This window comes from Aeromonas taiwanensis (assembly GCF_000820165.1).
GTDB classification, from domain to species: domain Bacteria; phylum Pseudomonadota; class Gammaproteobacteria; order Enterobacterales; family Aeromonadaceae; genus Aeromonas; species Aeromonas taiwanensis.
The window spans coordinates 1-13284 of the sequence record NZ_CDDD01000070.1 but is presented as its reverse complement, the minus strand read 5'-3'; the positions used below and the strand labels follow the sequence as shown (position 1 = coordinate 13284).

Annotated in this window: 9 protein-coding genes; 7 read left to right on the top strand and 2 right to left on the bottom strand. The window is 68.4% G+C overall.

Annotated features, from left to right (window positions below):
• Window positions 1–21: 21 nt before the first annotated feature.
• Together BN1136_RS12770 and BN1136_RS12765 are read right to left on the bottom strand one after the other, a co-directional pair.
• The gene (locus BN1136_RS12770) at window positions 22–954 is read right to left on the bottom strand and encodes a LysR family transcriptional regulator (RefSeq protein WP_043757835.1); all 933 of its coding nucleotides are present in this window, start codon (window positions 952–954) and stop codon (window positions 22–24) included.
• 60 nt (window positions 955–1014) lie between these two features.
• Window positions 1015–2211: an amino acid aminotransferase gene (locus BN1136_RS12765; protein WP_043757838.1), complete on the bottom strand. Its 1197-nt coding sequence runs from the start codon at window positions 2209–2211 to the stop codon at window positions 1015–1017.
• Window positions 2212–2607: 396 nt separating this feature from the next.
• On the opposite strand from BN1136_RS12765, the gene bcsG reads away from it, so the two are divergent.
• The 7 genes from bcsG to BN1136_RS12730 form a co-directional block, all read left to right on the top strand.
• A complete protein-coding gene (bcsG, locus tag BN1136_RS12760) occupies window positions 2608–4254 on the top strand; it encodes a cellulose biosynthesis protein BcsG (protein WP_043808599.1) in 1647 nt (548 codons plus the stop codon).
• Between the two features lie 14 nt (window positions 4255–4268).
• Window positions 4269–4493, top strand: a complete 225-nt coding sequence (bcsR, locus tag BN1136_RS12755; protein ID WP_043757859.1) for a cellulose biosynthesis protein BcsR — start codon at window positions 4269–4271, stop codon at window positions 4491–4493.
• A complete protein-coding gene (gene bcsQ, locus BN1136_RS12750; RefSeq protein ID WP_043757862.1) occupies window positions 4490–5158 on the top strand; it encodes a cellulose biosynthesis protein BcsQ in 669 nt (222 codons plus the stop codon). The genes bcsR and bcsQ overlap by 4 nt, the downstream gene beginning before the upstream one ends.
• Entirely contained in the window at window positions 5152–7707 is a 2556-nt protein-coding gene (gene bcsA / locus BN1136_RS12745) for a UDP-forming cellulose synthase catalytic subunit (RefSeq protein ID WP_043757864.1), read from the top strand. The genes bcsQ and bcsA overlap by 7 nt, the downstream gene beginning before the upstream one ends.
• A complete protein-coding gene (gene bcsB / locus BN1136_RS12740; protein ID WP_231557876.1) occupies window positions 7707–9929 on the top strand; it encodes a cellulose biosynthesis cyclic di-GMP-binding regulatory protein BcsB in 2223 nt (740 codons plus the stop codon). The genes bcsA and bcsB overlap by 1 nt, the downstream gene beginning before the upstream one ends.
• A 3-nt stretch (window positions 9930–9932) precedes the next feature.
• Entirely contained in the window at window positions 9933–11042 is a 1110-nt protein-coding gene (gene bcsZ, locus BN1136_RS12735; protein WP_043757869.1) for a cellulose synthase complex periplasmic endoglucanase BcsZ, read from the top strand.
• The coding region (locus tag BN1136_RS12730) for a tetratricopeptide repeat protein (RefSeq protein WP_043808601.1) at window positions 11027–13284 on the top strand (2258 nt) is incomplete at its 3' end. The genes bcsZ and BN1136_RS12730, both read left to right, overlap by 16 nt.

Here is a 13284-nt window from a genome sequence, read left to right as displayed (position 1 = left end):
CGGCGGCCAGGCTGCCGGGTATCAGCCGGGGGTGTCCAGCTCCCGGGCCAGTTGCAGGATCCGCTGGCGGAACCAGCGCAGGGCGGGATCTTCCCCCAGGGGCCCATACCACACCAGGCTGTGGGTCACGGCGCCGTAATCGAAGGGCACCGGTCGGCTCACCAGTCCGTGGGGCGTCGCGTGCTCGGCCCAGCCCTTGACGGCGGTGAGCACGAGATCGCTCTGGCGCAGCAGGGCGGCGGCGCTGCCAAAATCCGGCAGACTGGCCCCCAGCCTGCGCTGCACCTGGTGCTGGGCCAGACTCTGCTCGAAGAAGGGGTTGGCCAGCTCGTCGTCGCGGATGGCGAGGTGGCGCCAGCTCAGGTAGGCATCGAGATCCCATTGCCCGGCCAGGGCCGGGTGATCCGAGCGCAGCAGGCAGACCAGGGCGTCCTCCCGCAGGGTATCCCACACCAGGCCGGGCAGACCCGGGACCGGCTGGCTCTGATCATGGGGCAGGATGACGAAGTCCAGCTTGCCCGCCGCCAGTGCCGCCAGCCCTTGCTCGTCCTTGTTGTGGATGACGGGCACCAGCCCCGGCACCTCCTGCATCAGCTTCCCCAGTATGGGCCCCATGGGCCAGACCATGCTGCTTTCGCGCATGGCGAGGGTCAGCTCGCCTTGCCAGCTGGCCGGCATAAACCCCTCCTGACTGGTGAGGCCGTTCAGCTCCCCCAGCAGGCGGCGCAGGCTTGGGCCGATCCGCTCGGCAAACGGGGTCAGCAGGAGCTGGTTGCCCTGGCGGTAGAGCAGCTGATCCCCCAGCAGATCCCGCAACTGGTTGAGGGTCTTGCTGACGGTGGAGGGGGTGGTGCAGAGGCGCTCGGCGCTGCGGGTGACGCTGCGGGTGTCCAGCAGCAGGTGCAGGGTGACCAGGTGGCGGCCGCCGAGGCGGGAGAGGGCAATGAGATCCATAACGGTTCCACGAGCAAACGGGACAAACAAAAAGCCCCGCCTGAGCGGGGCTTGCGGGGCTTAGCCCTTAAGGACGGCAGCCATGGCGTCGGCCACGTAGTCGACGTTGCGGCTGTTGAGGCCCGCCACGCACATGCGGCCGGAGCGCACCAGGTAGACGGCGAACTCCTCGCGCAGTCTGTCCACCTGCTCCGGCGTGAAGCCGGTGTAGCTGAACATGCCGCGCTGGGTGATGAAGTAGCTGAAGTCGCGGCCCGGCACCTTGGCGCTCAGCACCTCGAACAGCTTCTGGCGCATGGCCTTGATGCGGGTGCGCATCTCGGTCACCTCGTCGACCCACATGGCATGCAGGGTAGCGTCGTTCATCACCGCTGCGGTGATCTGGCCGCCGTGGGTGGGGGGGCTGGAGTAGTTGCGGCGCACGGTGGCCTTCATCTGGCCCAGCACCCGGCCCGCCTCTTCGGTATCCTGACAGATGACCGACAGGCCGCCGCAGCGTTCGCCGTAGAAGGAGAGGTTCTTGGAGAAGGAGTTGCTGACGAAGAAGCTGACGCCGGCGGCCACCATGGCGCGAATGGCGTAGGCATCCTCTTCCAGCCCGTCGCCGAAGCCCTGATAGGCGATGTCCATGAAGGGGATCAGGTTCTTCTCCACCACCAGCGTGATCACCTGGTCCCACTGGGCGCGGGAGAGATCCACCCCGGTCGGGTTGTGGCAGCAGGGGTGCAGCAGCACGATGCTTTTCGCCGGCAGGCTGCCCAGGCAGTCGATCATGGCGTCAAACTGCACGCCGCCGGTGGCCGCGTCGTAGTAGGGGTAGTCGTGCACCTTGATGCCGGCGCCCTCGAACATCGCCTTGTGGTTGTCCCAGGTGGGATTGCTGACCCAGACCTCGGAGGTCGGGAAGTAGCGCTTGAGCAGGTCGGCGCCGATCTTCAGGGCGCCGGAGCCGCCGATGGTCTGGATGGTGGCGATGCGACCGGCCTTGACCGCCTCGTGGTCGGCACCGAACAGCAGGTGTTGCACCGCGGTACGGTAGTTGGCGGCGCCTTCCATCGGCTGGTAGGGGCGCGGGGCCGGGGTGGCGGCACGCTGGGCCTCGGCCTGCTGTACGGACGCCAGCAGCGGGATGCGACCCTGCTCGTCGTAATAAAGGCCGATCCCCAGGTTCACCTTCTGCTCGCGGGTATCTTTGTGGAAGGTTTCGACTAGCGTGAGTATGGGGTCGCCAGCATAGGCATCGACGTGTTCAAACATGGGGGGTCCTTGAAGTTGACTGTCCAATTCGGCCGGCCACGGGCCGGGGCCGTTATCATGGCGCAATCCGAAGGTGGCCTCAAGCTGTTCGCGATGGCGACGAGAGCGACAATTGTTGTCGTGCAAGGTGGTCTTTCGAGCCCTGGGGAAAGCGGTCCTCTCGGCGGTCGATCCCCCCCATTTTGGTGGTCCCGGGTGCCTTTTGTGGGGTCATTTGGATAATATTGAGGCGAAATGGCGGTGGAGTATGGCAATCATCCGGTTATCTGCGGGTCATGGTGCGCCCTTCGGGCCCGATCGATTAGTTGCATAATAAGCCGATTACCATTCTGACCACGCTTGCAGTGTGCCCGGGTCCCCTGGCAGGGGCCCACGACAACAGGTGACTCATCGCCGATGACTCGACACGTCTCTGACGCCGCTTCTCCCTGGCTGGGCTGGCATGGCCTGGGCGGCTGGAACAGCTATTTCCTTGCCAAGTTTGCCCTGCTCTGGGGGGGCTACCTCAACTTTCATCCCCTGATCAACCTGGTGTTCGCCGCCTTCCTGATCTTTCCCCTGCCGGGGACGGGTCTGCGGCGTCTGCGGCACTGGCTGGCGCTGCCCATAGGGGCGGGGCTCTTCTACCACGACACCTGGTTGCCGGGGATGGAGAGCATCCGTGCCCAGGGCAGCCAGGTCTTCTCCTTCACCCTGGACTACTGGCTGGAGCTGCTCGGGCGCTTCATCAACTGGGAGATGGTCGGCGCCGGCTTCGTGATGCTGACCCTTTACCTCTTCATCGCCCAGTGGCTGCGTTTCACCCCCTGGATCCTGCTGACCCTGCTCTGGCTCTGGCTCTCCCCCCTGATGGGGGACGCCACTGCCGCCCGGGGCCTGCAGGCATCCAGCGGCGCCCCAGCGTCCCAGTCCGATCCCGCCCGGCCGGTGGTGTCGATGGACGAACAGCTGGATCAGAGCGCGCCCCCGACCAACGAGAACCTCAACGCCTATCTCGCCGACTTCTACCGGGAGGAGCAGGACAGGCTGGTGCACTTCCCGAGTGCGCTACCTGCCCAGGCGACGCCCTTCGACGTGCTCATCATCAATGTCTGCTCCCTCGCCTGGAGCGACGTGGAGGCGAGCGGCCTGGCCGGTCATCCGGTCTGGCACCATTTCGACATCCGCTTCAACCGCTTCAACTCCGCCACCTCCTATAGCGGCCCCAGCTCCATCCGCCTGCTGCGGGCCAGCTGCGGGCAGACCAGCCATCAGGACCTCTATGTGACGGCCCCCAACCAGTGCCTGCTGTTCGAGAACCTGGCCCGGCTCGGCTTCGCCAAGCAGGTGGCCATGGATCACTCGGGGGCCTTCGGCAACTACCTCAAGGGATTGCAGGAGTATGCCGGGCTGGATGTCACCCCCATGAGCAATGCGGGGCTGACCCATGACCTCGCCTCCTTCGACGGTGAGCCCATCTATCGCACAGACGCCCTGCTCGGGCGCTGGCTGAGCGAGCGGGAGAAGAACCAGGCGGCGCGCAACATGACCTTCTTCAACCTGATCGCCCTGCACGACGGCAACCGCTATGCGGCCAACCACAAGATTGCTCCCTACAAGGCCAGGCTCAAGGCCCTGCTGGATCAGCTGGATGACTTCATGACGGCGCTGGAGAGTTCAGGCCGAAAGGTGGCCGTGGTGGTGGTGCCGGAACACGGTGCGGCACTCGCCGGTGACAAGATGCAGATGGCGGGTCTGCGTGACATCCCCAGCCCGAGCATTACCCAGGTGCCGGTCGGCGTCGCCCTGCTCGGCACCAGGGCACCCCACGAGGGGACCCGCACCATCGACACCCCCAGCAGCTTCCTGGCGATCTCCGAGCTGGTCTCCCGCCTGGTGAGCGGCGATCTCTTCGGCAGCGAGCGCATCGACTGGGATGCCCTGCTGGGAGGCCTGCCGGCGACCCCCCCGGTGTCGGAGAACCAGGGCTCGGTCGTGATCGAGTATCAGAACCAGTACCAGATCAAGCTGGGGCAGGGGGACTGGGTCCCCTATCCGCGATGAGGTCGGAGGCGACGATGCAGAACGAGCGACGGCAGGCAATACAGGATCCCTTCGGCGTGCCGGTGGAGGGGGGCGTGGTGAGCGACGTGGCCATGGTTCAGCAGGCCTTCGGTGTCACCCTCTCCTACCAGGACATCGCGTTTCGTGAGCGCCTGAACGTCTTGCGTGCGCGTTTCCCGCTGCTGGCGGAGCTGGATGTGAAGGGGCCGGATGCACCGGCCCCGGGGAGGCGTGCATGAATCTGGTCGCGTTGCAGGGGATCCGCGGTGGGGTGGGGACCACCTCCATCGTCGCCGGTCTGGCGCTGGCGGCCAGGGAGCAGGGGGCCCGGGTGCTGGCGGTGGATCTCTGCCAGGACAACCTGCTCGGGATCCACCTCGGCCTGCCCCACGACGATCCCCGGGGCTGGAGCCGGCTGGCGGATCCGGCGGGTGAATGGGCATCGGCGCTCTACCGCTATGAAGAGGGGCTGGATCTGCTGCCCCACGGCGGCGCGGCCGGGGTGTCGGCGGGCCCCTGGCTCGCGGCCATCACCGGCTATGACCTGGTGCTGCTGGACGTGCCCACGACGGGCCTGCCGGGCCTCCCCTGCCGGCGCCTGCTGGTGGTCAACGCCGATGCCAACTGCCATGTGCGACTTTACCGCCACCGCTGGGAGGCCGACGAGCGCCTGCTGGTGACCCAGTTCACCAGCCGCCGGGCCCTGCAGCAGGATCTGCTGGACCTCTGGCAGGCGGGCGGGCTGCCCCTGCTCAACCTGCGTCTGCACCGGGACGAGGCGATGGCCGAAGCCATGGCCGCCAAGCTACCGGTCGGGCGCCATGCCCCCGCCAGCCTGATCGCCCACGAGCTGATGACGCTGGCCAGCTGGTGCCTGAGCGAAGGGGGCGAGACCTCATGCTGACGCCAGCGGCAAGCCTCTGGTGCTCGCAGCGGTATCGCGAGCTGCGCCAGCGCGGTGGCTCCCGGTTGGGGGCCGCCACGCTGACCCTGGGCTGGCTGCTGGCCTGGACCCTCTTCCCCCTGGAGCGCCCGGGCTGGCAATGGGTGCTGGGCAATGCCCGCGGCCTCTATCCCCATCTGACGCGCCCCAGGGCAGGGGATCCCGTGCGCATCCTCTTGCAGAGTCTCTGGATGCTAGTGCGCCGTCCCAAGCCGGTTCCCCTGCGCTGGCCCGCCTCCTGGCAGCGGCTCTGGCAGTGGGGGACCCAGGCCCTGGGCGCCTTCCTGATCCAGCAGGAGGAGAGGGGACTGGCGGCGGCCAGGGCCACCCCCAGGGAGGCGCGCTGGAAGAGCGTGCTGCTCTGCGTGGTCGCCGGCGCCCTCTCCCTGCTCTGCGTCACCCAGCCGTTTACCCTGGAGGCCCAGCTGATGTTCGTCATCGTGCTGATGGGGATGGCCTTCGTCTTGCGCGCCGTGCCGGGCCGCTACCCCATGCTGATGATGATGGTGCTCTCCCTCACCGTCTCCTGCCGCTACATCTGGTGGCGCTACACCTCCACCCTGGACTGGTTCGACCCCGTCAGCCTGGCCTGCGGCCTCTTGCTGCTGGCCGCAGAGACCTATGCCTGGGTGGTGCTGCTGCTCGGCTACTGGCAGACCGCCTGGCCCCTGCACCGCCCGCCGGCGCCCTTGCCGGCGGACCCGGCCCAGTGGCCCAGGGTGGACCTGATGATCCCCACCTACAACGAGGATCTCGCCATCGTCAAGGGCACCGTCTACGCCGCCATGGGGCTCGACTGGCCCGCCGACAAGCTCACCATCTGGCTGCTGGACGACGGGGAACGCCCGGCGTTTCGCGACTTCGCCGAAGAGGCGGGGATCCGCTACGTGGCGCGGCCGACCCACGAGCACGCCAAGGCGGGCAACATCAACCACGCCCTCAAGATGGCCAGCGGGGATCTGGTCGCCATCTTCGACTGCGACCACCTGCCCACCCGCTCCTTCCTGCAGATGACGGTGGGCTGGTTCTACCGGGATCCCAAGCTGGGGGTGGTGCAGACCCCCCACCACTTCTTCTCGGCCGATCCGTTCGAGCACAACTTGCAACGGTTTCGCAAGATGCCGAACGAGGGGGCGCTCTTCTACGGTCTGGTGCAGGATGGCAACGACATGTGGGACGCCAGCTTCTTCTGCGGCTCCTGCGCCGTCATCAAGCGCTCGGCCCTGGACGAGATTGGCGGCATCGCGGTGGAGACGGTCACCGAGGATGCCCACACCTCCCTGCGGCTGCATCGCCTCGGCTACACCTCGGCCTACATCCGGATCCCGCTGGCGGCGGGGCTCGCCACCGAGAGCCTGTCGGCCCACATCGGCCAGCGCATCCGCTGGGCGCGGGGCATGGTGCAGATCCTGCGCCTGGACAACCCCCTGTTCGGCAAGGGGCTGAACCTGGGGCAGCGGCTCTGCTACTTCAACGCCATGCTGCACTTCCTGTCGGGGATCCCGCGCCTCATCTTCCTGACCGCGCCGCTCGCCTTCCTCATCCTGCACGCCTACATCATCTACGCGCCGGCGGCGGCCATTGCGCTTTATATGCTGCCGCACATCTTCCACAGCGCCCTGACCAACTCCCGGCTGCAGGGCAAGGTGCGCCACTCCTTCTGGGGGGAGGTCTACGAGACGGTGCTGGCCTGGTACATCGCGCGGCCGACCACGGTGGCGCTGTTCGCCCCCCACAAGGGCAAGTTCAACGTGACCGCCAAGGGGGGCATGACGGAGGAGGTGTTCCTGGATCTCGCCGTCTCCCGCCCCTATCTGCTGCTGATCCTGCTCAACCTGTGCGGGCTGGGGTTCGGTATCTGGCGCATCGCGACGGGGCCGGCGGACGAGGTGCCGACCCTGATCCTCAGCATGCTGTGGGCCCTCTACAACATGACCATACTGGGCGGGGCACTGGCGGTAGCGTTCGAGTCGCGCCAGGTGCGCGCGAACCCGCGGGTGGAGATGGTGATGCCGGCGGCCATCAAGCTGGCCAACGGCCACCTCTACCCCTGCACCGTCAAGGACTACTCCAACGGCGGGGTCGGCGTCCTGCTCGAGACCCCACTGCCGCTGGCCCCCAAGGAGCGGGTCTGGCTGCTGCTGCGCCATGACCAGCGGGAGCAGGCGTTCGCCGCCAAGGTGCAGCGGGCGTTCGGCTGCAAGCTGGGGCTGGAGCTGGCCCCCATGGATCAGGGGCAGCACGTCGCCTTCATCCAGTGCACCTTCGCCCGGGCCGACACCTGGTCTTTGTGGCAGCAGCGCCTGGGCAAGGATCGCCCGCTCCACAGCCTGCTCGACATCACGTTGCTGGGGTGGGGGGCCTACTGGCGCCTGCTCCGTACCTCCCCCCTCGGGGGCATCTGCATTCTCCTCGAGAAGCTGGCTCGCTGGCTGCTCTCCTTCGTTCCTCGTCGCGTCTCGCCGGATTTCCGGTCCGGGGCTCCGACCACACAGACAGTGAAAGGATGATGAAACCACAACGCTACCTTATCCCTCTCCTGCTGATGGCGCAGGGGGCGGCGGCCGCCGAGGCCACCGGTCCCCTGGCGCCGGTGTCCGCACCGGTGCGCAACCTGTCCCTGAGTTTCGAGCAGATGTCCTCGTCACCGGGCACCCTGTCCCTGCGCGGCAATGTCCCGGACGGTCAGGCGGACTTCACCGTGCGGCGCGACGAGGTGGTCACCGGGGCCACGCTGGACCTCGACTTCACGCCTTCGCCCTCCCTGCTGCCGCTCATCTCCCAGGTCAAGGTCTACCTCAATGACGAGCTGATGGGGGTGACCGCCCTGACCCGGGAGCAGATGGGGGCGCGCACCCATGCCCGCATCGAGCTGGATCCGCGCTACGCCAAGGACTTCAACCGGCTCAAGGTGAGCTTCGTCGGCCACTACCAGCAGGTGTGCGAGAACCCGGCGAGCGATACCCTCTGGCTCAACGTGAACCGGGACAGCAAGCTGACCCTTGAGCTGCAGACCCTGCCGGTGCGCAACGAGCTCTCCTTCTTCCCCATGCCGTTCCTCGACGTCCGTGACGACGGCAAGCTGATCCTGCCCATGGTGTTCAGCGGCGACGTGCCCCTCGAACAGCAGCAGGCGGCGGCCGTGCTGGCCTCCTGGTTCGGCACCAGGGCGCAGTGGCGGGGGCAGCACTTCCCCGTGCTCATCAACCGGCTGCCCGAGCGCAACGGGGTGATCTTCGCCACCAACGACGCTCGCCCGGATTTCCTGGCGGACTATCCCGAGGTCAAGGGGCCGACCATCGACATGATCAGCTCCCCCGACAACCCCTATGTGAAGCTGCTGCTGATCCTGGGGCGGGATCAGCAGGATCTGCTGACCGCAGCCACGGGGCTGGCCCGGGGTGAGGTGCTGCTGCGCGGCCAGAGCGTACAGGTGGACGAGGTGAAGCCCCTGGCGCCCCGCCAGCCATACGACGCGCCGAACTGGGTGCGCCTCGATCGGCCGACGCGCTTCGACGAGCTGATGGACTACCCGAACCAGCTGCAGGCCACCGGTCGTCGCCTCTGGCCCATGAACCTGACCCTGCGCCTGCCGCCGGATCTCTATCTGATGGGTGAGCGCGGCATCAAGGCCAACCTCAAGTACCACTACTCCTCGCCGACTCTGCGGGACGGCTCCCGGCTGGATGTGGCGGTCAACGGCCAGTTCATGAAGTCCTACCCCCTCGAGCCGGGCGAGGTGAAGAGTGAGCAGTGGCTCACCCTGCCGCTCTGGTTCGCCGCGGACGACGACGCCACGACCCTGCGCATGCCAGGTCTCAAGACCACCCAGGCCAACAGCCTGAGCTTCGCTTTCGAGTATGCCCAGTACGCCATGGGCGGCTCGGCGGACGGTCGCTGCGATCTGGTGATGCCGCCCGCCCATCAGGTGCGCATCGACGACGGCTCCACCATCGACTTCAGTGGCTATCGCCACTTCATCGAGATGCCCAACCTCAAGGCATTCTCCTATGCGGGCTTCCCGTTCAGCCGGATGGCGGATCTCGCCGACACCCAGGTGGTCATGCCCGCCAAACCCCACCCTGAGCAGATCACCACCTTGCTCGACACCCTGGGCGCCATCGGGGCCGAGACCGGTTACCCGGCCCTCTCCCTGCGGATCCTGGATGACTGGGAGCAGGCGCGCACCGCCGATCTGGACACCCTGCTCATCGGCACCCTGCCCGAGGAGTTCCGGCGGGATGTGGAGCCGGATGCCCTGCTGCAGGCCACGCGCTCCTGGGTCAACCAGCCCGCACGCCAGCACCAGGGGGATCTGCTCCACACCATGGCCGACCGCGAGCCCCAGGCCCGGGTGGGGATGACGGGCAACCGGGCCATCGCCGTCATCCTCGGCCTGCAATCGCCGACCCACGATCAGCGCAGCCTGGTGGCCCTGCTGGCGGACGGGCCGGCGGGGGGCAAGCTGCTCAACGACACCCTGCAAAACCCCGCGCAGCGCGACAAGGTCGCGGGCTCGGTGAGCATCATCCGGGAGTCCGGGGTGAAGAGCCTGGAGGTGGGGGATCGTTACGAGGTGGGCTATCTGCCGTGGTGGGAGCGCCTCTGGCAGCTGTTCGCCCGCTATCCGCTGCGCCTCGCCGTGCTGACCCTGATCTGCATGCTGGCGCTGGGCTGGGGCCTGAGGGTGCTGCTCGCCAGCGCCAGCCGTCGCCGTCTGAAGGAAGACTAAGAGATGACTCAGATGAAGAATGTCTGTGGGGTCCTGCTGCTCTGGGCCCTGTGTTCCCTGCCGGCGCTGGCCGCCTGCCAGTGGCCGGAGTGGGACCATTTCCGCGAGCACTACATCAGCGAGGAGGGCAGGGTCATCGATCCTGCCGACGGGCGCCGCATCACCACCTCGGAGGGGCAGAGCTACGGCCTCTTCTTCGCCCTGGTCAACGACGACAGGGAGACCTTCTCCCGCCTGCTGGACTGGACCGAGCGCCAGCTCGCCCGCGGGGATCTGACCGGCTTCCTGCCATCCTGGCTCTGGGGCGAGCGGGAGGACGGCAGCTGGGGCGTGCTGGACGAGAACAGCGCCGCAGACTCGGATCTCTGGATAGCGTACAACCTGCTCGAGGCGGGGCGCCTGTGGGACAACCACAGCTACTCGGCCATCGGCACCCTGCTGCTGCGCCGCATCGCCCGGGAGGAGGTCGCCACCCTGCCTGGCCTCGGACCCGTGCTGCTGCCCGGGGCGAAAGGCTATGAGGGGGAGGGGCGCTGGACCCTGAACCCGAGTTACCTGCCCCCCCAACTGCTGGCCCGCTTTGCCTCCCTCAAGGGGCCCTGGGCCGAGATGCGAACCCTGCTGCCACGCCTGCTGCGCGAGAGCGCGCCCCGGGGCTTCTCCCCCGACTGGGTGGACTGGCAAGCGGGAGAAGGGTGGCAGACCACGGCCGGCAAGGGCCCCCAGGGCAGCTATGACGCCATTCGCGTCTATCTCTGGCTCGGCATGCTGAGCGACAAGGACCCCGCCAAGGGGGCGCTGGTGGCCCATTTTGCGCCCATGCAGGCCAGGATCGCCGAACTCGGCGCCGTGCCCGAGCGGGTCGACAGCCAGACGGGGCTGAGCCAGGGGCAGGGGCCGTCCGGGTTCTCCGCCGCCCTGCTCCCCCTGTCGCAGGGACAGCCGACTCTGGAGACGCTGCGCGAGCAGGTCAAGCGGCAAGGGGTGCGGCGCGACGCCTACTATGGCAGCGTGCTGACCCTGTTCGGCGCCGGCTGGGATCAGGGCCGCTATCGCTTCGCCGAGGATGGCACCCTGCAACCCCGCTGGAGTGAATCATGTCAAACCGATTGACCCTGGGTTGCCTGCTCGCCGTCCTGGTGAGCGGCAACCTGGCCCAGGCCGCCGTCGAACCCGTCTCGTCCCTGCTGGAGCGCGTGCGCCTCGGGGAGGCGACCGGCCGGGAGGACCTGGTCAGCAACGCCCTCTACTCCCTCTCGCTGGTGGACCCGGATCATCCCGAGCTGCTGGCGGCCCAGGCCCGTCAGGCCCTGCGCAACGGCAAGGTCAAGGAGGCCGAGGCGCTGCTCGGCAGGCTCGGCAAGCTGGCGCCGGACTCGCGTCTCTATCGCCTGGGGATGGCGAACCTGGCGATGAACAATGCGGCGCAGCGCCAGCAGTTGCAGCAGGCGCGGCTGCTGGTCAGCGCCGGCCGGCTGGAGGAGGGGGACAAGCTCTACCGCACCCTGTTCGTGGATGGCATGGCTCCCAACCTGGAAGTAGCGATCGAATACGCGGCCCTGCAGCTGCGCCTGCCCGGCCAGCGGGCCAGGGGGATGGCGGCGCTGGAGGAGTTGAACCGCCTCTACCCGGGGCACCCCGGGGTGCGGGCCAGACTGGCCCGCAGCTACCTCGCCGATGGCCGCTGGCAGGAGGCGAGGGGGCTGCTGCAGCAGATGGCCAGGAGTGACTACGAACGCGACGACGCCGCCGACATCTGGCTGACCAGCATCAAGGAGCTGCCCGTCGGGCCCCGGAGCCTGGCCGAGTTGCAGCACTATGTCGCGGCCTTCGGCACGGGCACGGAGGTGCAGCAGGGCATGGCGCTGCTCGCCGAGCAGGAGGCGATGTGGGCGTCGCCGGCCTACCGGGCGCGCCAGCAGGCCCTGGCAAGCAACGAGGGAGGCAGGGCCTCCGTCGCCCAGCTGCGGCGGGCCCTGGCCGCGAACCCGGACGATCCCGAGCTGATGGGCGCCCTGGGGCAGGCTTACTCCCGCAACGATCAGCGGGCGCTGGCCATCGCCCAGTTCGAACGGGTGCTGGCAAACCCCGATGTCACCGACAAGGACAAATGGCGCAGCCTGCTGGCGACCAACCGTTACTGGCTGCTGGTGAGCCAGGGGCGCAGCGCCCTCGATCGCGAACAGTGGGGGGAGGCCGCGATCCTGTATCGGCGCGCCATCGCCCAGGACGGCCAGGAGCCCGAGGCCTGGCTTGGCCTGGGGGACAGCGAGCTGGGCCGCCAGCACGAGGCCGAGGCCGAGACCGCCTATCGCAAGGCACTCGCCATGAAGGGGGCCAGGGAGCGAGCCCTGGCCCGGCTGTTCGATCTCTACAAGGAGCAGGACCCGTCGCGGGCCCTGGCCCTGCTGGCGCAGCAGGGTACCCCCGGGATGCAGGCCGAAGGGCGACGGCTCAAGGCCGGTCTGCTGCAGGACGAGGCCGACCAGCTGGGTCGGGCCGGCAAGCTGCAGGAGGCCCTGCGCCTGCGGGAACAGGCCCTGGCGCTGACGCCGGAGGAGACCTGGCTGGCCTACCAGGTCGCCGACACCCGGGCCCGTCTCGGGCTGGCGGAGAGCGGGGAGCGGCTCTTGCGGGAGCAACTGGCGGCGCGGCCCCAGGATGCCGCCCTGCGCTACGCCACTGCCCTCTACCTCTCGGGACAGGAGAAGGGCACAGAGGCGAGAGGCGTGCTGGCCGCCGCCCCCCGGGCGGGGTGGACCGCAGAGATGCGCGAGCTGGATCAGCGCCTCGCCCGCGACGAGGTGATCGCCCAGGCGAGGGCACGCCACGATGCCGGGGATGATGCGGGGGCGGAGCGGCTGCTCCTGCCGCTGCAACCCGATGACGCCGTGACCCTGACCCTGGCGGAGTGGGCCGCCGGGCGGGAGGAGTGGGCCCGGGCCGAGGAGTATTACCGCCAGGTGCTGGCCCGCACGCCCCGGCAGCCAGAGGCCCGGCTTGGCCTGGCCGAGCTGGCCCTGGCCAGGGGAGACAGGGCCCAGGCCCGCCAGTGGTTGCCGGCCTGGCCTGTCAGCCCGCTGCCTGCGGATGAGTTCAACTACTACCGCCGGGTGGCGAACCTCTATCAGGGGCTGGGGGAGGAGGAGACGGCCGAGGCCATCTTCGTGGCCTACGAGCCCCTGGTCGCGTCACAACCGGCGTCCCAGCAGACGGCCCTGTTCTGGCGCGATGCCGCGCGCCAGCGCTTCGCGGCCCAGGACACCGAGGGCGCCATGGTGCGGGATCGCAAGGGACTGGTGGCTGCGGGCCTCGCCCCCCGTGAGGATCTGGACGGGGGCGAGGCCCGCAGCCA